The sequence below is a fragment of the Sorangium sp. So ce295 genome (assembly GCF_051527405.1).
In the GTDB taxonomy this organism is placed as follows: domain Bacteria; phylum Myxococcota_A; class Polyangia; order Polyangiales; family Polyangiaceae; genus Sorangium; species Sorangium cellulosum_B.
In genome coordinates, this window is sequence record NZ_CP150324.1 from 10,088,461 (window position 1) to 10,109,465 (window position 21,005).

General features: G+C 69.1%; 11 protein-coding genes. 9 read left to right on the forward strand and 2 right to left on the reverse strand.

The genetic code is table 11. The features are described 5' to 3' along the window. The first annotated feature begins 5 nt into the window (after nucleotides 1-5). A complete protein-coding gene (locus tag WMF11_RS38245; RefSeq protein ID WP_437974295.1) occupies nucleotides 6-1,280 on the forward strand; it encodes an IS91 family transposase in 1,275 nt (424 codons plus the stop codon). A 525-nt stretch (nucleotides 1,281-1,805) separates the two neighbouring features. On the opposite strand, the gene WMF11_RS38250 is transcribed toward WMF11_RS38245, so the two are convergent. Beyond that, entirely contained in the window at nucleotides 1,806-3,338 is a 1,533-nt protein-coding gene (locus WMF11_RS38250) for a hypothetical protein (protein WP_437974296.1), read from the reverse strand. Nucleotides 3,339-3,452: 114 nt separating this feature from the next. Beyond that, the gene (locus WMF11_RS38255; RefSeq protein ID WP_437974297.1) at nucleotides 3,453-4,925 is read right to left on the reverse strand and encodes a PLP-dependent aminotransferase family protein; all 1,473 of its coding nucleotides are present in this window, start codon (nucleotides 4,923-4,925) and stop codon (nucleotides 3,453-3,455) included. A 359-nt stretch (nucleotides 4,926-5,284) separates the two neighbouring features. Between WMF11_RS38255 and tssC the strand changes: the two genes are divergently transcribed. The 8 genes from tssC (at nucleotide 5,285) to WMF11_RS38295 (ending at nucleotide 20,964) form a co-directional block, all read left to right on the forward strand. After that, nucleotides 5,285-6,595: a type VI secretion system contractile sheath large subunit gene (gene tssC, locus WMF11_RS38260; RefSeq protein WP_437974298.1), complete on the forward strand. Its 1,311-nt coding sequence runs from the start codon at nucleotides 5,285-5,287 to the stop codon at nucleotides 6,593-6,595. Then, nucleotides 6,592-7,320: a ferritin-like domain-containing protein gene (locus WMF11_RS38265; RefSeq protein ID WP_437974299.1), complete on the forward strand. Its 729-nt coding sequence runs from the start codon at nucleotides 6,592-6,594 to the stop codon at nucleotides 7,318-7,320. The genes tssC and WMF11_RS38265 overlap by 4 nt, the downstream gene beginning before the upstream one ends. Nucleotides 7,321-7,468: 148 nt before the next feature. Continuing rightward, complete coding sequence (locus tag WMF11_RS38270) at nucleotides 7,469-11,584, forward strand: kelch repeat-containing protein (protein WP_437974300.1); 4,116 nt, start codon at nucleotides 7,469-7,471, stop codon at nucleotides 11,582-11,584. Between the two features lie 504 nt (nucleotides 11,585-12,088). Continuing rightward, nucleotides 12,089-14,425 carry a type I restriction-modification system subunit M gene (locus WMF11_RS38275; RefSeq protein WP_437979377.1) on the forward strand — a complete coding sequence of 779 codons (2,337 nt, stop codon included), beginning with the start codon at nucleotides 12,089-12,091 and terminating at the stop codon, nucleotides 14,423-14,425. Beyond that, complete coding sequence (locus WMF11_RS38280; RefSeq protein WP_437974301.1) at nucleotides 14,422-15,837, forward strand: restriction endonuclease subunit S; 1,416 nt, start codon at nucleotides 14,422-14,424, stop codon at nucleotides 15,835-15,837. The genes WMF11_RS38275 and WMF11_RS38280 overlap by 4 nt, the downstream gene beginning before the upstream one ends. Then, nucleotides 15,834-16,904 carry a PDDEXK nuclease domain-containing protein gene (locus WMF11_RS38285; protein WP_437974302.1) on the forward strand — a complete coding sequence of 357 codons (1,071 nt, stop codon included), beginning with the start codon at nucleotides 15,834-15,836 and terminating at the stop codon, nucleotides 16,902-16,904. Before WMF11_RS38280 ends, WMF11_RS38285 begins: the two co-directional genes overlap by 4 nt. Nucleotides 16,905-16,921: 17 nt before the next feature. Then, a complete protein-coding gene (locus WMF11_RS38290; RefSeq protein WP_437974303.1) occupies nucleotides 16,922-20,353 on the forward strand; it encodes a type I restriction endonuclease subunit R in 3,432 nt (1,143 codons plus the stop codon). After that, nucleotides 20,350-20,964, forward strand: a complete 615-nt coding sequence (locus WMF11_RS38295) for a hypothetical protein (protein WP_437974304.1) — start codon at nucleotides 20,350-20,352, stop codon at nucleotides 20,962-20,964. The genes WMF11_RS38290 and WMF11_RS38295 overlap by 4 nt, the downstream gene beginning before the upstream one ends. Nucleotides 20,965-21,005 lie beyond the last annotated feature (41 nt).

The following is a 21,005-nucleotide window of genomic DNA, read 5'->3' on the forward strand; positions in this document are numbered from 1 at the left end:
GTCGCGTGCTCACGCATCGCCTGGCGCCGCGGCCCGCGGCGACGGGTAGGCCTCGTCTCGAGGTCGCGGATATCGTCCGCGCCCACGGCGAGGCCTACCTGCGCGCCCACGCCGTCTCCGCCGCCCAGCGCAAGGTCCTGCGCGACATCGCGGCGTGCAGGACCGCGGTGCTGGGCGGCCATGTCGACGTGTGCACGAGCTGCGGCCACGAGCAGCCCTCGTACAACTCCTGCCGCAACCGCCACTGTCCCAAGTGCCAGAGCCTCAGCCAGGCCAGGTGGATCGCCGAGCGGCAGCAGCGCATCCTGCCGACGCACTACTTCCACGTCGTCTTCACGCTCCCGGCCGAGCTGCGCCCGCTGGCGCTCGTCAACCCGCAGACGGTCTTCGATCTGCTCTTCCAGTGCGGCTCGCAGACGCTGCTCACGCTCGGCCGCGATCCCAAACGGCTCGGCGCCGACCTCGGTGTCACCGCCGTGCTGCACACCTGGAGCCGCAACCTCAGCTTCCATCCACACCTGCACTGTATCGTCACCGGCGGTGGGCTCTCGCTCGACGGCTCGCGCTGGATCGAGGGGCGGCGCGGCTACCTCTTCCCTGTGCAGGTCCTCGGCAAGCTCTTCCGTGGCAAGTTGCTCGCTGCGCTTCGGCAGGCCTATGACCAAGGAGAGCTCGACCTGACCGGCGGGGCCGCCGCGCTGGCCAACCCCGCTGCCTTCGCTGCGCTGCTCGGCGCGCTCTACCGCAAGCCCTGGGTGGTGTACGCCAAGCCGCCCTTCGCTGGGCCCGAGCAGGTCTTTGCTTACCTCGGTCGCTATACCCACCGTGTCGGGCTGTCCAATCACCGGCTGCGGTGGATGGATGAGCGCGGCGTGTGCTTCCGGACCCGCGGAGACAAGACCGTGACGCTCTCCGCAGAGGAGTTTCTGCGTCGCTTCCTGCTGCACGTGCTGCCTCATCGCTTCGTGAAGATCCGACACTTCGGCCTGATGGCTGCGTGTCACGCCACCACCACGCTCGAGGTGGCACGCACGAGGATCCTGGCGGCGCGAGACGCAGGGCAGCGCGCTGTCCGGGGAGATGAGCACCGGGAAGGCAGCTCTCACGAGCACGAGCCCTCTGCGCGCCACGTCGTCAAGGTCGACTGGTGCACGCTGCTCACCGCGCTCACGGGGATCGACCTGTCCATCTGCCCTCGCTGCGGCCAGGCTGCGATGGCTCGCCGCCCGCTGCCGTCGTGCGTCGTCGCCTCTTCCGCTGCTCCTCCGGACACGTCATGAGCATCGCTGGCCTGGGCAGGAGCAACAACACCACCTCCGTCGCGTGGCGGTCAGGCATCGATCCGCCTTCTGCGCCGTCCATGTCGGCAGCGTGCGTGCTGCTGGGCCTCCATCGGCATCGCGCTCTGTCTCGGCACGTCTGCGCCCGACGTCGTGGCGGCGGGATGCACCACGCGTGCAAGCCCCGCCGCACCCGCCCTCTGCTGCCTTCTCGGGCAGGATCCCCATAGACCCCGCGACCGCCTCGCCCGGCCGCGAACCGGCCCGGTCCAACCCGACGTTTGCAGGACTGCGCCGGGACCTCGCCGCCGCTGCTGCTCAGGCGCAGTCCCGCAAACGCCTATTCATTGGGCCCGCGTTGGGCCCACACCTTCCGAGGGGCTGCGATCCGTCGCCATGCCCCGCCGAAATGCCGGCGATGACGGCGGATCGCACCGGTTCGCCACCGCAAATTCGTCCTTGGGCGACGAATTTGCCATGCCGAGCGCCCGCGCTGGCCGGGCCCGGCTCGCCGATTCTGCACGCCTACTCGCCGACCCCGGCTGAATAGAGGCCAGCCGTCGTACCGGGGAGGTCCGTCGTGAAGGCGAGGCGGCGGCCGCCGTGGCTGCTGAAATAGGTCAGGTTCGCTCCCGGCGCGATGAGCCGCGGCTTCAGGCGCTTGCGCGACAGGTCGACGACCTTCAGGTCGGCCGTCGATCTCGCGAAGTCTTCCGCGTCGAAGCGGGTGTTGTCGTTGAACGACACGAGGCCGCGAACGGCTGGCAGGTAGCTCCAGCCCCCGTCGTCGCTGAATTGCCGCACGCCGCCCTCGGCCGAGGCGAAGAGGGGGGCGGTGCCGGCCGTCAGGTCGACGATGCGGGCGAACAGAAGGTGCTTCGAGTCGGCGCTGAAGGGCGGGCCGCCGAGCACGTTCCGCGCCTGCGGGTCGACCGACAGGGGCGGGGTACCGTCGCGCGCGTCGGCGAGCGCCACGTCGGACAGACCGGTCGCCGGGTCGCGCTGGGTGAAGAAGGGCACCTTGCTGCCGTCCGGCGACGCCCATGCGTCGGTGATGACCTTCGACCCGGCCAGGACGGTGAGAATGCCCCCGACCTCGTCGGCGAGGGTCTCGGTCGACGGACAGTCGCCCGGCGTGGCGCGGCGCAGCTCGAGGCCGGCCTCCGTTTGCGCGGTGTACACGACGAAGCTGCCTTTGGTGAAGAAGCCGATTCTCGAGCGCGCCTCGTCGAGCGCGCTCACCTCGCCGTCGTCGGAGACGACGACGGGGTGCCCCGAGCCCGCCAGCGTCGTGAAGAACGACCCGCCGTCGGCGTCGGCGCTGAAGAAGGGGGGCGTCGCGACGCCGCTGAGCAGGTCGACCCGCTCGCCCCGCTCCCAGCTCGACAAGGTGGCAGAGCTCGTGGCGCCCTCGCAGTGCAGCGCGACCGGGTGCGAGCGGCCGTGACGGCCCACGAACGCGGCGAACGGCCGACAATACCCCCGGGGGAAGCCCATCGGCACGGCGCCGAGCAGCGTCGTGCGCTCGCTCATGTCGGTCGAGGCGAGCTCGACGTCGCCGACGCTGCCGTCGGCGTTGCCATGGGTGGGGAAGAGCACCGAGCGGCCGTCGGCGCTCGCCGAGGTCGCGAAGGTCCCGATGGGCGAGGCGGCGGACGCCTCGTGCGGGCCGGATGCCGCGCTCCACACGACAAGGGGGCTGACCCCGAAGCCGGGCAAGGTCCGGTCGGGGTTGGTCCAGCAGAACGCGACCTTGCCGACGATGTAGACGAACGCCGTGTTCCCGGAGGGCACCTGAGCGACTCGCTGCCTCGTCGCGCCCGGCTTGAGCGCGGTCGCATACACGAGCTCTCCCTCCTGGTAGAGAGCGTGATTGTCGCTGGTGACGCCGAGCAAGACCAGACGCGCTCCCGGCTGCACCAGCCATTTCGTGGACGTCGTGAGCGATGCCTGGCTCTCCGATTCTCCCTCCGCGGGGGGCGGGTCCGGCGCCTCGGTCTGGGCGCAGCCGAGCAATGCCGCGCCGAATGTCATGCTGGCGAAGAAAGCTTTGACCATGTTCGGGTCTCCTGTTCGGTCAGACCCTAGCCCGCGCAGGCACCCTGCGTTGGGGCCAGATCGTCGATATCGAGTAGTCCAGTCGCCCGCGCGCCGCGGGGAGCGAGGCGCGCGTCAGGGGCGATCCCCCGCGGGCCTCGACCGGGCCTTCGGCAAGGTCTGCGCGAGCCGCCGCGCCGCGTCCGCGAGCTGGGCCTCGTCGCACGCGGCGAAGCCGAAGCGGGCGAAGTCGAGCGGCCAGCGACCGAGCGCGAAGTGACTCGCGGGCTGGAAGGAGACGCCCGCCGCGTGCGCGCGCCGGGCCCATGCGTCGATGTCGACGCCGGGGGCCCGCGCCCAGAGGGCCATGCCCCCGCTGGGGGGGTCGAACTCGAGCCCGGGCAGGTGGCGCGCGAGCGCCTCGCAGAGCGCGTCGCGGCGGGCGCGGTAGGCGCGCCGGACCCTCTGCGTGTGCCGATCGATCTCGCCGTCTTCGAGCAGCTCGGCGACGGCGCGCTCGATCGCGTGGTCGCCCTGGTGGTCGACGAAGGCCCGGTAGGCCGCGATCCGCTCGGCGACGTCGGGGGTGGAGACGACGAAGCCGAGCCGCAGCCCCGGCGCCAGGATCTTCGACAGGGTGCCCAGGTAGACGACCACCCCGTGGCGGTCGGCGGACGAGAGGGGCAGCACCGGCCGCCCCTCGTAGCGGAACTCGTGGTCGTAATCGTCTTCGAGCACGAGCAGGCGCCGGCGCCGCGCCAGCTCGAGCAGGCGCACGCGCCTCGGCGCGGTCAAGGTGACGGTCGTGGGTAGCTGGTGGTGGGGCGTCGTGTAGACCGCCTTGACCCGCCTGGCCGCGCAGAGGGCCTCGAGCGCGGCGACGTCGAGCCCCTCGCCGTCGAGCGGCACGGGCACGAGCTCCACGCCCGAGAGCTCGAGCGCGCCGCGGGCGGCGGGGTGGCTGTACGCCTCGATCGCCACGCAGTCGCCCGGCTCCAGCAGCGCGCGCGCCGCGAGGTAGAGGCCCTGTTGGCTGCCGCGCACGATGTTGACCGACTCGACGCTCGCCCGCACCCCCCTCGCCCGGGTCAGCGACTCGACCACCGCCCGGCGCAGGCGCGGCTCGCCCCGGGGGTCGCCGTAGTCCATCAGCGCGCGCGCCCCGGCGCCGAGCAGCGCGCGGCGGTAGGCGCGGCACAGCTCCAGCCTCGGCACGAAGCCGAGCTCGGGCACCCCGCCGAGCAGCAGCAGGCCGGCGCGCGGGCTCGAGGACGGGGCCGGCAAGGGGCGTCCGGGCAAGTCGAACCCGGCCCGGTCGGCGAGGGCTCGTCGGCGGAAGGGGGGCAGCTTGGCGGGCAGGTCGCTCGAGACGTAGGTGCCGGAGGCGGGCGCGCTCGTTATCCAACCTTGGCGCGCGAGCTCGAGGAACGCGGCGATCACGGTCTTGCGGTGGACGCCGAGCTGGAGGGCGAGCTTGCGGCTGGAGGGCAGCCGCTCGCCGGGGCGCAGGCGGCCCCGTTCGATGTCCTCGACGATGGCCCGCGCGATCTGCAGAAAGAGCGGCCCCTGACCCGCCGCGCCGAGCTGAAGAACGAGTTCTCGGGTCACCGCCACGCCGCCCGTGCCTGCGTCGGAGGGGCGGGGCGCCCTGGCGCCCGCCCCCGAGCTCTCGATGCCCCGCCGCCCGGAATCTGTCAACCGAGGCGCGCCGCATGGTTCGTCGCTCCTGGGCCGGAGGTCCTGCGGGCCCCTGTTGTAGCCCGCAGGACCTCCGGCCTCTCCGCGATGAACTCAGGGACGAACTTGGGCCTTGTCCAGGACACGAAGCGCGAGCGATAAGCGCGGCGCGCAGCCCCTCACGGACCTTCCGGGCCACGCGCCCGTGCGCTCTCCAACACCGGCGTTAGCGCGCCCCGGGCGCCGGACGCTCTTGCGGCTCGCGACGGCTGCGCCTCTACTCGTTCACCATGACCACGACGCTTCGCCTACCGGTCGACGACGAGCGGCTCGTCCAGCTGATCCCAGAGCGGCTCGACGAGCTGATCGCGGGCATCGATCGACGCATCGGCGCGCAGGTGGACGAGATCCTCCACCACCCGCTCTTTCAGCGTCTCGAGCGGGCCTGGCGTGGGCTCTGGTTCGTGGTCGAGAGGACGAGCTTCGACGAGAACATCCGGCTCGAGCTGCTCAATTGCTCGAAGGACGACCTGCGGGACGACTTCGCATCCGCACGTGCGAGCGACAAGAGCGGGCTCCACGCCATCGTCTATGCGCGCGCGATCGGGCGCGGGCACGAGCCGTACGGCGCCATCCTCGCGAACCTCGAGTTCGGCCCGGAGCCGGAGGACGTCGCCCTGCTCCAGCGATGCGCGACGGTGGCGCTCCTGGCCCAGGCGCCCTTCGTGGCGGGCGCCTCGCCGCTCCTCCTCGGGGTGGAGAGCTACCACGCGCTCGGGGCTGCGGACCGAGCCCAGGGCTCCGAGGCGCTGCAGCAGCTGCGCGCGGAGGAGTGCTCACGCGCGCTCGGGCTGGCGCTGCCGCGTTTTCTGCTGCGCGCGCCGTTCGGTCGCGGCGAGCGCGCCGAGGCGAGCTTCGCCTACGAGGAGAGCATTGAAGATCACGAGAGCTACTGCTGGGGCAACGCGAGCTTCGCCTTCGCGACCCGGCTCACCGACAGCTTCGCGCGTTACCGGTGGTGCCCCAACATCATCCGTCCCGGCGGCGGCGGGCTGATCGAGGGGCTACCGCGGCCCGAGGGACATGGCACGATCGAGACACCCACCGAGGTGGCGCTGTCCTTTCCCCAGGAAGCCGAGATCGCGGAGCGCGGATTGATCCCGCTCCTCGCGGTCGCTCCCGGGCAGGCATGCTTTTTCTCGGCGAACTCCCTGCAGGCGCCGCGGTCCTTCGGCGACACGGACGAGGGCAGGGCCGCCGAGATGAATTACAGGCTCGGGACCCAGCTGCCCTGGCTCTTCGTCCTCGCCCGCATCGTTCATTATCTCAAGGTCATCTACCGTTCTTACCAGCACGCCTTCGAGACGCCGCAAGAAGCCGAGAAAGAGCTGAACGACTGGGTGTCTCAGTACGTCGCGGACCGGGAGGTGGTGGCCGCGGCGTCGCGCGCCCGGAGACCGCTGCGCAAGGTGAAAGTGCTCGTCCTGGACACCGAGCACGAGGGCGATTGGTACAGGCTCGGGGTGCAGCTCAGACCTCACTTCAAGTACATGGGCGCGTTCTTCACGCTGAGCGTGTCCAGCCGGATCGAGAAGAGATGATCGAGCTCGACACGGACGATCCGATCCTCGCCCGCTTCGCTCGCGATCTCGACGCCCAGGGATCGTTCGGCGTCGACGACGGGCTCGGCGTGAGGCCCGATCTCGAGCGCTTCTCCGCGGAGGACATCGAGCACGCCCAGCTGGCCTGGAGCCACCGTGTCCTGGGCGAGTACCGCGGGGTGGTGATCTACACCGAGCTGCTCGCCGCCCTCGTCGAGGCCGAGGCGCCGTACCCGGCGCTCGCCGCCGTTCACCGGATCATCGGGGACGAGCTCCGCCACAGTCGACTGTGCGCGGAGGTCGTCGGGTGGCTCGGAGGATGGGAGTCGCTCCACCTCGACCTCGGGGGGCAGCGCATGCCCCGCACGGACGATCCTCCAGCCGCCAGGGCGCTCGAGATCGCCGCCCGCGAGCTCGTGCTCGTCGAGGAAGAGTCGGTGAGGACGCTACGCGCCCACGTCCGCACGGCCGAGGAGCCGTCGATCCGGCGGGTCTTCGAGTCGTTGCTGCGCGACGAGGTGCGCCACGCCGTCGCCGGGCGCTCCCTCGTGGCGCTGATTGAGCGCTCGTACCCGGAGAGCGAGCTCGCGGGGGTGCAGGCGCGCCTGCACGCCCGCCTGCCCGAGGAGCGACGGCACCTGCGCGAGCAGGCGCTCGCGCGGGCCGTGGGCGGCCCGGGACGACAGCTCGGGGCGAGGCTCGCACCGGGCGATCTCGAGGCGTGAGCTGAGACATCGATTTCGTCGTGAGACGCGGAGCGGCAAGCGCCGAGTCGGGGTCTATCCTCCCCGGTTCGGGATCTGCACATCGCTCGTGTGAGCCGCGGTCGCGGCGCTGTTGTTGCGGGCGTGACCGCGTGAGACATTCGCAGGCATGCGAGCTGGGTCGGGTCTTCGCGTGCTGGTCATGGCCGTCCTGGTGCTGGCCGTTGTGGGATGGATGGGCGCGCTCAGCTGCGCGGCCGGGGGCGACGGCGCGGCGGCGGCGGCGCTCGTGCAGCGCCGGTTCCCGGCGCAGGCCGCCGAGGTGCTGGGCAGCGGCGCTCCCGACGCGCCTGTGGCGACCGGCGCGACCGGCGACGGCTTCGCGCTGGGCGCGCCTGGCCTGACGGGGCGCGGGCCGCGGCTCCAGGCCGAGCTGCCGCGCGACGGCGGCGGCTGGATGCGGCTCTCGGGCGCTGGCGGCTTCGAGGTCCGGGTGCGCGAGGCCGGCGCGTTCGGCCCGGGGGCGGTGGTCGACGGCGCGGTGATCTACGGCCGCGCGGGCGGCGCGTCGTTCTGGCGGGCGGTCGCCGGGGGCATCGAGGAATGGCTCACGGTGGAGCCGGGCGCCGTGCCGCCGGGTGAGCCTGCGGCGGTCTGGGAGGTGGACGGCGCGGCGCTGCGGCAGCGCGGCGAGGCCGTCGAGGTGCTGGACGCGGCGGGGACGCCGCGGCTGCGCGTCACCGCGCCGCGAGCCTTCGCGGAAGGCGGGCGGCCGATCGCGGCGCGCCTCGAGGCGCGCGGGGCGGAGATCGCGCTGCTGGTCGAGGCGTCGGCGGAGCTGCTGCTCGTGGATCCGCTGTGGCGCCCCGTCGAAGCGATGGCCACGCGGCGGGACGCCGGGCATACGGCCACGCTGCTGGGCGGCGACGACGGGCGGATCCTCGTCGTGGGCGGCTATGGCGGCGAAGGTTATCTCGCGAGCGCGGAGCTGTACGCCCCGGCGGACGACAGCTGGGCGCCGGCTCAGCCGATGAGCGAGGCGCGCGGCCAGCACGCCGCCCTGCTGCTGGCCAGCGGGCAGGTATTGGTCGTGGGTGGCCGGGGCAGCGATGGCGTGTTGATGAGCGCAGAGCTGTACGACCCGGCGGAGGACCGCTGGACGCCGACACGACCGATGAGCGCCCCGCGCGAAGGGCACACGGCGACGCCGCTCGGCGACGGGCGGGTCCTCGTCACGGGCGGCCTCGACGGTGAGCTCGCGCTGGCCAGCGCGGAGATCTACGACCCGGCCGAGAACATCTGGACCGCCGCGGCGCCGATGAGCGTTCGCCGTTACCAGCACACGGCGACGCCGCTCGGCGACGGGCGGGTCCTCGTCACAGGCGGACACGAGTGGCAGGGCGCGCTGGCCAGCGCGGAGATCTACGACCCGGCCGAGAACATCTGGACCGCCGCGGCGCCGATGCGCATCGCGCGCCAGGAGCACGCGGCGACGCGTCTGAACGACGGACGCGTCCTCGTCACGGGCCTCCCAGCGAACGACCGGTACGGCGAGGGCGAAGAGGAGGAAGAGGGAGAGCTCACGAGCGCGGAGCTCTACGACCCGGCGAGCGACAGCTGGGCGCTCACGGCGCCGATGCGCGTCGGGCGCATTCGCCACACCGCGACGCTGCTGGACGGCGGATGGGTCCTCGTCACGGGCGGGTCCGCGTCGTCCGAGTCCGGGCCCCTGGCTGGCGCGGAGATCTACGACCCGGCGGCAGGCTCGTGGTCGAACGTGCCGGCGATGGCCGCGGGCCGCAGCGCTCATACCGCGACGCTTCTCCCGGGCGGCGATGTGCTCGTGACGGGCGGCAACCAGGGCTTCGAGGCGAGCGCAGAGATCTACGACCTGGCGGGCGCGAGCCCGTGGTCGGAAGCAGCACCGATGCTCGACGCGCGCTACGACCACACGGCGACGTTGCTGAGCGACGGGCGGGTCCTCGTCGCGGGCGGCTACGGAACCGCCCATGTCAGCCTCTCGGGCACGGAGATCTTCGACCCGGCGGACGGAACTTGGACCGCGGCCGAGGCGATGAGCGGCTCGCGCAGCGCGCACACGGCGACGCGGCTGAACGATGGGCGGGTCCTCGTCGCGGGCGGCCAAGGGATCGACTATGTCAGCCTCTCGAGCGCGGAGATCTTCGACCCCGACACGCGCGGCTGGAGAGCGGTAGAGCCGATGTTCACGGCGCGCCAGATCCACACGGCGACGTTGCTGAGCGACGGGCGGGTCCTCGTCACGGGCGGTTATGGGGCCGACTATACCAACCTCTCGAGCGCGGAGATCTTCGACCCCGACACGGGCACCTGGTCGACGACAGAGCCGATGAGCACCGCGCGCCAGGGTCACACGGCGACGCGGTTGAGCGACGGGCGGGTCCTCGTCGCGGGCGGTTATGGGGCCGACTATACCAACCTCTCGAGCGCGGAGATCTTCGACCCCGACACGGGCACCTGGTCGGCGACGGAGCCGATGAGCGCCGCGCGCCAGAGCCACACGGCCACGCTGCTCGATGACGACCAGGTCCTCGTCGTAGGCGGTTATGGGGCCGACAACGCCAACCTCGCGGCCGCGGAGGCGTATGATCCGGCGACCGATCGCTGGACGGCGCGGGCTCCCATGAGCGCCGCGCGCCAGAACCACACAGCCACGTCGCTCCTGGACGGGCGGGTTCTCATCGTGGCGGGCATCGCCGGCGCTTACGGCTACGAGGGTAGCGCGACGGCGGAGGTGTACGACCAGACCACCGACAGCTGGTCTCCGGGAGAGACGATGTACTCCCAGCGATCCAACCACGCGGCGACGCTGCTGAGCGATGGCAAGGTCCTGGTCACCGGCGGCGACGGGCCCGGCGGCATCCTCGCCGACGGTGAGCTCTTCATCCCTGCCCTCCCCGGCGATCCTTGCGACACCGACGCGGACTGCGCCGGCGTTTCCTGCGTCGACGGCGTCTGCTGCGACGTCCCTTGCGCGGGCGCGTGCATGGCCTGCTCCGCCGCGAAGAAGGGCGCCGGCCCCGACGGCGCGTGCGGCCCCATCCAGGCCGGCGCCGATCCGGACGACGACTGCGCCGCGGAGCCTGCCCTCTCCTGCGGCACCACCGGCCTCTGCGACGGCCGCGGCAACTGCCAGCTGCGGGCGCAGGGCGCCCCCTGCGGCGCCGCCTCGTGCAAGGACGCCTCCGAGCTCGTCGAGGCCCCCCTCTGCGACGGCCGCGGGGTCTGCACCGAGGGCGACACGCGATCTTGCGCAGAGTACCGCTGCGTCACGGGCGCCTGCCTCACGGGCTGCACCTTCGACACCCAGTGCGCCGACTCGGCCTACTGCGCGGCGACCGGCGGCGACTGCCTGCCGAAAAAGCCCGTCGGCGCCCCGTGCTCGCTCCCGAAGGAGTGCCTCAGCGGGCAGTGCAGGGCCGGAGAGTGCGCGCTCGACACCGACGAGGACGGCATCCCCGACAGCGAGGACAACTGCCCTGCGGTCCCGAACACGCTCCAGGCCAACACCGATGCTGGCCTGCCTTCGGGCGATCTCCTCGGCGACGCCTGCGATGACGACGACGACGCCGACGGCGACGGCGATACGGTGGACAACTGCCCCCTCGTCGCGAACCCCGACCAGGCCGACGTCAACCGCGATGGAGTCGGCGACGCCTGCGATTGCGACAACCCGCGCAAGCCCGACGGCAGCCCCTGCGACGACGGCAACGCCTGCACGCAGACCGATACCTGCCAGAACGGCGCCTGCGTCGGCAGCGATCCTTTCGTGTGCCCGCAGCCCGACACCTCCACCTGCAGGCGCGCCGTCTGCGCGCCGGCCACCGGCGCCTGCCAGAGGCGCTACAAGCTCGACGGGGCGCCCTGTCCAGGCGGCGAGTGCATCGCCGGGGGCTGCTTGCTCGCGGAGGCCGCCAGCGGCTCCGGGGGCGGCGCTGGGGGCGAGGGTCAGGGAGGCGGCGGCCAGGGCGGTGGGGACCAGGGCGGCGGCGGCCAGGGCGGCGGCGGCCAGGGCGGCGGAGGCCACAGCGGCGACGCCGCCGCGAATGGCTCCGGCGGGTCCGGGGACTCCGGCGGCGCGCCTCCGGCGCCTGCTCCGGAGGGGAGCGGCCCGCCGCGCGCACACGGCAACGGCTGCGCCCTGGCGCGCAACGCTGGCCCTGGCCTGGACGGCGCGGCTGTCCCCTGGCTTCTCCTCGCCGCGCTGCTCGCCGCGCGGTCCAGGGGTTTCTGCAAGGCAGCCTGATCCACCGCCGCTCGCCGAGTTCTCCCTGGTTGTGCGCCTCCGGTAGGCCGCCCGCTCCTGCCCCCGGACCCGTCGAGGCGCGTGATATGCTGTGAAGGACCGGCCACGATCTTTCCGTTGCGATCCCTCGCCGCCCCGACCTACCGTCTAGCTCCGCGCATGCCGACTCCGCGCCAGGTCCTCGACCTCCTCTCCCGCAACGAGCTGCTCGCCCTCGCCGATGCGCACCGTCTGAGCATCGGCGACCGGCGGGTGAAGGCACACATCGCCGACCGGATCGAGATGACGGGGCCGCCCATGCCCGACCTGCTCGTCGGTCTCTCCCGAGACCGACTCGCCGAGCTCTGCCGCCAGTTCGGCCTCGACGGCGGGGGGCGCGCCAAGGCGCCCCTGATCACCCGCCTCGCCGGGTCATCGCAGCAGGCGCTCCCCTGGGCGCCGTCATCCCCGGGCGCCGCGGTCTCATCTTCTCCCCGCCCACTCCCGCGCGGAACGCTGTCGAACATGGACCAGGCCACGCACAACCGCATCATCTCCTTCATCTGGGGTATCGCCGACGACGTGCTCCGCGACCTCTTCGTCCGCGGAAAGTATCGCGACGTCATCCTCCCCATGTGCGTCCTGCGCCGCCTCGACGCGGTGCTGGAGCCGACCCGCAAGCAGGTCTGGGAGACCAAGGCGCTGCTGGACAAGGCACGTATCACCGAACAAAGCGCCGCGCTTACGGCCGCATCCGGCCAGGCCTTTTACAACACCTCCCGGTTCAGCCTGCGCGATCTGAAAGGCCGCGGCAACCCACAGCAGCTCAAGGCCGACTTCGAGGACTATCTCGACGGCTTCTCGCAGAACGTGCAGGAGATCCTGGTCAATTTCGAGTTTCGCAACGTCCTCGCTCGTTTGTCGAAGAACGATGCGCTCGGCACCCTGATAGAGAAGTTCTTCGATCCCGATACGAACCTCAGCCCGTTACCGGTGCTGAACGCCGACGGCACGGTGCGGCTCCCGGCCATGGACAACCACTCCATGGGTACCGTCTTTGAGGAACTGATCCGCAAGTTCAACGAGGAGAACAACGAGGAGGCCGGAGAGCACTGGACGCCCCGGGACGCGGTGCGGCTCATGACCACGCTCATGTTCCGCCCCATCGCCGGCCGGGTGAAGTCCGGCTCCTACAAGCTCTACGACTGTGCCTGCGGCACGGGGGGGATGCTCACCGTCGCCGAGGAGACGCTCCAGCGCATCGCCGCCGAGCACCGCCAGTCGGTGAAGACGCACCTCTACGGCCAGGAGATCAACCCCGAGACCTACGCGATCTGCAAGGCCGACCTGCTCATGAAGGGCGAGGGCGATCAGGCCGAGCACATCATCGGCGGCGCCGAGCACTCGACGCTCTCGCACGACGCCTTCCCGGCCGAGGTGTTCGACTTCATGCTCGCCAACCCGCCCTACGGGAAGAGCTGGAAGAAGGACCTCGACCTGATGGGCGGCAAGGACGGGATGCGCGACCCGCGCTTCAGGGTGATGCACAAGGGCGAGGAACTGTCCCTGGTCACCCGCTCGAGCGACGGGCAGCTCCTCTTCCTCGCCAACATGGCCTCGAAGATGAACCACAAATCGGTGCTGGGCAGCCGCATCGCCGAGGTCCACAACGGCTCGTCGCTGTTCACCGGCGACGCTGGGCAGGGCGAGAGCAACATCCGGCGCTGGCTGTTCGAGAACGACTGGGTCGAGGCCATCGTCGCGCTGCCGCTCAACATGTTCTACAACACCGGGATCGCGACCTACGTGTGGGTGTTGAGCAACCGGAAAGAGCCCCGGCGGAAGGGCAAGGTGCAGCTCATCGACGCGAGCGGGTGGTTCAAGCCGCTGCGGAAAAACCTGGGAAAGAAGAACTGCGAGCTGTCCGAGGAGGACATCGCGCGGGCGCTGGCGGCCTACGAAGCGTTCACCGAGAGCGAGCAGTCGCGGGTGTTCGACAACGAGGCGTTCGGGTACTGGAAGGTGACGGTGGAGCGGCCGTTGCGGCTCCACAGCCAGTTGACGACCAAGGCGATCGAGGGGCTGCGATTCGCATCGGGGGACGAGGACATCCGGAGCGTCTTGTATGACGAGCTCGGGGATGCGCTCTTCGAGAACTTCGGTAAGGCGAAGGCGGCGCTCGAGAAGCGGCTGGCGGCCTGGGGCGACGGGGAGAGCGAGGACGAGGGTGAGGAGGACGCACCGAAGAAAGGTCTTCCGGAGAAGAAGAAGAAGAAGCTGCTCGATCCGAAGACGTGGGAGCGCGACGGGCGGCTGGTGGAGACAGCGACGGCGCTACGGAAGACGCTCGGGGGCGGGGTGTTCGAGGATCATAACGAGTTCCGGCGGCAGGTAATTGCAGCGCTCGACAAGCTGGACAGGAGGGTCGGCGCGTCCGATCTGAAGCTGCTGCTGCGTGCCGTGAGCTGGAGAGTGGAGACGGCGCCGCCCGTGATTGCCAAGGTGCATAAGCCAGGTAAGGCGGCGGCGGACCCGCTGCGAGGGCTCTATCAGGAGACGGTCGAGGGCAACAAGTGCGTCGTCGAGTACGAGCCGGACACCGACCTCCGTGACACGGAGCAGGTGCCACTCCTGGAGAAGGGCGGCATCGAGGCGTTCTTGCGGCGGGAGGTGTTGCCTTATGCGCCGGATGCGTGGCTCGACGAGAGCAAGACGCAAATCGGGTATGAGGTGAGCTTCACGAGGCACTTTTATAAGCCGCAGCGGCTGCGGTCGCTGGAAGAGATTGCGCTGGACATCGTGGCGGTCGAGAAGGAGGCGGAGGGGCTGCTCAATGGGCTGGTCAAGCGGGGGGCGGCATGATCGAGAAGCTCAGACCGTACCCTGAATACAAGGCGATCGGTGTGCCGTGGCTCCGGCAGATTCCCGCCCATTGGGACATCTCGCGCAGCAAGAGATTGTTTTCCGCTCGCAAAGAACTTGCCTTTCCAGGAGATGTGCAGCTTTCGGCGACGCAAGCGTATGGAGTGATCCCGCAGTCGGACTTCGAGGCGAGGGTCGGTCGTCGCGTCGTGAGGATCTCCATGCATCTGGAGAAGCGCCGGCACGTCGAGAAGGACGACTTCGTCATTAGTATGAGAAGCTTTCAGGGCGGACTGGAGCGCGCGTGGGCATCTGGGGCCATCCGTTCTTCTTATGTTGTCTTGAAGGCACAGGCGGGTGTCGACGTCGGCTACTTTACTCACCTATTCAAGTCCCACGGTTATATCCGTGCACTACAATCTACGGCCGACTTTATTCGGGATGGTCAAGATCTAAATTTCAGCAACTTTGCCAGCATCGATCTGCCGCTGCCGCCACTCGCCGAGCAGACGATCATCGGCCGCTTCCTCTACCACGCCAACCGCCGCACAGATCGCTTCATTCAGGCGAAGCGGAGACTCATCGCACTCCTGAATGAGCAGAAACAGGCCATCATCCACCGCGCCGTCACTTGCGGGATTGATCCGAGCGTACCAAGGAAGAACTCGGGGGTGGAATGGCTTGGAGAGATTCCGGCACATTGGAACTTACGACGACTGAAGACCCTGTCGACGTTCGTCACGAGTGGCTCACGCGGCTGGGCACGATACTACTCAGATACCGGCTCCGTTTTTCTGCGAATCGGAAACATCTCAACATCGTCTATCGATCTTCGCACGCGTCGTCTTGTTCATGTCCAACCACCCGCGGATTCTGAGAGAGAGCGAACTCGGACAATCGCCAACGATCTACTTCTATCGATCACAGCTCAGATTGGGGCGGTCGGCGTTGTTCCCAGGGAATTTGAGTCTTCTTACGTCAATCAACATACTGCGCTAATTCGACTTCGCAAAGGGACTGCGTTATCCCGTTGGGTCGGCTACGTGCTGCTTTCGCCTTTTGGTAAGGCACAATGCCGGCTCCTGACCAACGGGGGCACAAAGGTGGGCCTTACACTCGACGACGTTCGCTGCCTGTCTATTCTTTGCCCGCCGAAAGACGAACAGGCTCGCATTGTGACCGCCATTGAGCTTCAGTGCCGAGGCGTTGAGGATTCGATCACGCGTGTCGAGCGCGAGATCTCCCTCATCCGGGAATACCGCACCCGCCTCATCGCCGACGTCGTCACCGGCCAGCTCGACGTCCGCGCCACCGCCGCCCGCCTCCCCGCCTCCGACCCCGACGAACCCACCCCCGCCGACCTCGACGACGACGCCACCGACGACGACCTCGACGAAGGCGAGCCCGAATGACCGCCCCGCTCGTCCCCCTTCCTGCCACCCTCGTCGACGAGCTGCGCCGCCTCATCGACCAGAGCCGGGCCGCCGCCGCCCGATCCATCAACAGCGAGCTCGTCTGGCTCTACTGGCAGATCGGCCGCCGCCTTCGCGAGCACGTCGTCGGCGAGGGCCGGGCCGCGTACGGCGAGCAGGTCGTCGCCGACGTGGCCGCCTCCCTGTCGGCTGAGTACGGCCGCGGCTTCAGCAAGCGCAACCTCCATCACATGCTCCGCTTCGCCGAGGTTTTCCCGGATCCGGAGATTGTGCACGCGCTGCGTGCACAGTTGAGCTGGACTCATCTTCGAGAGATCATCGCCCTCGACGACCCCCTCCAGCGCCGCTTCTACGTCGAGCTCTGCCGCCTTGAAGGCTGGAGCACCCGGACCCTCCAGGAGAAGATCGCCGGCATGCTCTTCGAGCGCACCGCCATCGCGAAGCGCCCGGAAGCTGTCGTTCAAGAAGCGCTGTCCGCGCTCGGCGAGGGCGGCCGGATGACGCCCGACCTCGTCTTCCCCGACCCGTACGTCCTCGACTTCCTCGGCCTGCCCGCCTCTTTCGGCGAGCGCGAGCTGGAGGCCGCCATCCTGCGGGAGCTGGAGGGTTTCCTCCTGGAGCTGGGACAGGGCTTCAGCTTCATCGCGCGGCAGAAGCGGATGAGCATCGGCGCCGAGGATTTCTACCTCGACCTGCTCTTCTTCCACCGTCCGCTGCGGGCCATCGTGGCCGTCGAGCTCAAGCTCGGCCGCTTCGACGCCCGCGACAAGGGGCAGATGGAGCTCTACCTCCGCTGGCTCGACAAGCATGAGCGCCAGCCCCACGAGAACCCGCCGCTCGGCCTCATCCTCTGCGCCGACAAGAACGAGGAGCAGATCGAGCTGCTCCAGCTCAGCGAGGGATCGATCCGCGTGGCGAGCTACCTGACGGAGCTGCCCCCGCGCGCGCTCCTCGAGAAGAAGCTCCTGGAGGCCATTGCCCACGCGCGCGCGCAGATCGGCGCCGCACCGCGGCCGATCACGAGCGGGGGTGAACCTTCGACCTGAGCCGAGGAGGAGACCGCATGACCACCGACACCAGCGAGAAGGGCCTCGAATCCCTCATCGTCCGCGCCATGACCGGGCGGATCGACCTCCTCTCGCCACCCTACATTGCCGCCGAGTCCTCCACGCCCGTCGCGGGCGGGACCGGCTGGCTCCTCGGCGATTCGAAGCACTACGACCGCGGTGCCTGCGTTGACCTCGTCCAGCTCCGCGGCTTCCTCCTCGCCACCCAGCCGAAGCTCGACGCGGCCCTCTCGCTCGGTTCGGACACGCCAACGCGTCGCCAGTTCCTCGGGCGCCTGGAGAAGGAGATTGGCAAGCGCGGCGTCGTCGACGTGCTGCGCAAGGGCATCGACCACGGCGCGCATCATATCGAGCTTTTCTACGGCACTCCGTCCCCGGGCAATCAAAAGGCCGAGGAGCGCTTTGCCCGTAACCGCTTCAACGTCACGCGCCAGCTCGCGTACAGCAGCGACGAGACGCGCCGCGCGCTCGATCTCGCCCTGTTCGTCAACGGACTGCCCGTCGCCACCTTCGAGCTTAAGAACAGCCTCACCAAGCAGACGGTAGCCGATGCGGTCCAGCAGTATTGCAATGATCGCAACCCCAGAGAGCCGCTGTTCGCCTTCGGCCGCTGCGTCGCCCACTTCGCCGTCGACGACGCTGAGGTGCGGTTCTGCACCGAGCTCAAGGGCAAGGGATCATGGTTCTTGCCCTTCAATCAGGGAACCAACGGGGGGGCCGGGAACCCGCCCAACCCGGACGGCTTAAAGACAGCTTACCTCTGGGAGCGCGTGCTCACCCCCGCAGGGCTCACGGACATCCTGGAGAACTACGCGCAGATCGTCGAGGATCCGGACCGGCGCACCGGCAAGAAGAGGCGCAGGCAGATCTTCCCTCGCTATCATCAGCTCGACGTCGTGCGGAAGCTGCTCGCCGACGTGCGCGAGCACGGGGTCGGCAGGCGCTACCTGGTCCAGCACTCGGCGGGCAGCGGCAAGTCCAACTCGATCGCGTGGCTCGCCCACCAGCTCATCGCGGTGAAGAGGGACGACAAGGACGCCTTCGACTCCATCATCGTGGTCACGGACCGCCGCATCCTCGACGAGCAGATCCAGCAGAACATCAAGCAGTTCGCCCAGGTGAGCGCCGTCGTCGGCGCCGTCACCGGCGCGGGGGGCTCGAAGACGCAGCAGCTCTCGAGGTTCCTGGCCTCCGGCAAGAAGATCATCATCACCACCGTCCAGACCTTCCCCTTCTTGCTGAAGGAGATCGACGACGCCCACCGCAGCGGCCGGTTCGCGATCATCATCGACGAGGCCCATTCGAGCCAGGGAGGCAAGGCGACCACGGCGATGAGCGAGGCGCTGGCCGAAGCCGACGAGGACCCGGAGGACGTGGTCAACGACGAGCTGGAGCGGCGCATGGACGCACGCAAGCTGCTCAATAACGCGAGCTACTTCGCGTTCACGGCGACGCCCAAGAACAAGACCCTGGAGATGTTCGGCGAGGCGCTCCCGCCCGACGCCGAGGGCAAGATCCGGCACCAGCCCTTCCACAGCTACACGATGAAGCAGGCCGTGGCCGAGGGCTTCATCCTCGACGTCCTCGCGAGCTACACGCCGGTGAGCAGCTACTACAAGCTGGTCAAGACCACCGAGGGCGACCCCGAGTTCGACGTCAAGAAGGCCCGGAAGAAGCTGCGCCGCTACGTGGAGGGCCACGACACCGCGATCCGCCTCAAGGCCGAGATCATGGCCGACCACTTCCACGAGCAGGTGATCGCGCTCCGCAAGATCAAGGGCGAGGCGCGGGCCATGGTGGTCACCAGCGGCATCGAGCGGGCCGTGCAGTACTTCCACGCGCTAAAGGCCTACCTCGCCGAGCGCGAGAGCCCCTACCGCGCCATCGTGGCGTTCTCCGGCGAGCACGACTTCGGGGACGGCAAGGTCACCGAGACGGCGCTGAACGGCTTTCCCAGCTCGGAGATCGTCAACCGGATCCAGGAGGACCCGTATCGCTTCTTGGTCTGCGCCGACAAGTTCCAGACCGGCTACGACGAGCCCCTCCTCCACACCATGTACGTGGACAAGCCGCTGTCGGGCATCAAGGCCGTCCAGACGCTCTCGCGCCTCAACCGCGCGCACCCCGACAAGCACGACGTCTTCGTCCTCGACTTCCAGAACGACGCCGAGACCATCACCAAGGCCTTCGCCGACTACTACCAGACCACGGTCCTGAGCGAGGAGACGGACCCCAACAAGCTCCACGATCTGAAGGCGGCGCTCGACGGCTGGCAGGTCTACGCGCCGGAGCAGGTCGAGGAGGTGGTCACGCTCTTCCTGAGCGGCGCGGAGCGGGACAGGCTCGATCCCATCCTCGACGCCTGCGTGGCGGGCTACCTCGAACGCCTCGACGAGGACGGGCAGGTCGACTTCAAAGGCAAGGCGAAGGCGTTCGTCCGGACGTACGAGTTCCTCGCCTCCGTGCTGCCCTACTCGAACGCGGCATGGGAGAAGCTCTCCATTCTCCTGAACTTTCTCATCCCGAAGCTGCCGGCGCCGAAGGAGGAGGACCTGTCTCGCGGGATCCTCGAATCCATCGACATGGACAGCTATCGCGTGGAGAAGCGGGCCGCGCAGGAGCTCGCCTTGCCCGACGAGGAGGGGGTCGTCGGTCCCGTGCCCGTGGCCGGCGGGGGCCACCGGCCCGAGGCGCAGATGGATCGGCTGTCGAACATCCTCAAGGGCTTCAACGAGCAGTTCGGCTCCACGTTCGGCGACGCCGATCGCATCTTCCAGCGCTTCGTCGACGACGTCGCGCCGAAGGTGGCGGCCGATGCCGCGTACCAGAACGCCAAGCGGAACACGCCGGAGACCGCGCTGCTCGAGTTCGACAAGGTGCTCGCCAGGGTGATGCTCGGCCTGCTCAAGGACGATACGGAAGTCTACAAGCAGTTCGTCCAGAACCCGTCCTTCAAGCGCTTCGTGACGGATTTGGTCTACCGGTTGACGTCGGACCTGTCAGACGACACGCCGCTGAAGTCGCCGCGACCTCGCGGGGCTGGAGGGGCGCGCAGGCAGCTCTCAGAGCGCCTGGCGTTGTCCGCCGACGCCTGCGATCGGCTGGGAGCCGAGCTCCTGGACGTGCTGGACCGAGAAGGGCGCATCAGCCTGGCCGACACGCTCCGGACGGCTGTCGCACGCGGGCTGACCGAAGCGGACGGCGTCGCCGCCGTCGAGCGCCTGGCCCGCCCGCAGTCCGCGGGGCTCCGCCGCTTCTACGTCGACCGATCCCGATCGCAGCCACGCCTGGTACCGCCCGACGAAGTGCGGCACCTGTACTTGGCTCTCAGCGAAAACAGGGCCGCCCGCATCGCGTGGGCCTCGCAAATCGAGGTGATTTGGGCCGCTGCCGAGCAAGATGCCCTGCGCGAGGGAGGTGCGGCATGAGCCCGCCGGTTGCCTTCGACGACTCCCTGGAACGCCTCTTCGGTCTGCTCGAGGCGCACAACTCAAACCTCCTAGCTCTCCTGCGCGCGACGACGGAGGGCGAGTTCATCGAGGCGACCGAAGGGGCCATTGACAGCGCGCTACGCACCATCGAGAGCGGCGCCAAGCTGTACTCCAAGCTCGACGAGCGCGGGCTGTCGTTGCTGCTGGCTGATTTCCTGAACAAATCCGGTTATCAGGCGACCGCCGAGCGGTTCGTCAACGGGCATGTCGACGTTGTGATCGAGCATGCGTTCGGTGGACGATGGAAATATCTGGGTGAGTGCAAAATCCACGACGGCTACAAGTACCACATCGACGGGTGCGAGCAGGTGCTCGGGTACTGCACCGGTCGTGAGCAGCGAGCTTTTTGTTTGGATTTCTTCAAGGGAGAGGGAATGTACCAGAAGCTCGCCAAGCTACGGAAGGATATGGATACGGAGCTGCCGCTGGTGCAGGCCGCGCCCAGCGCGGGGCACGCAATTAGGGGAGCGTTCGTTACGGTCCACACGCACAAGAGCGAGAGAGGGGTGGAGCTCCTGCATCTCGGGTGCTGGGTGCCGAAACAGTGATGGGCGCATCGTCGCTTCCGCGCCTTGATGCGTGCAACTGC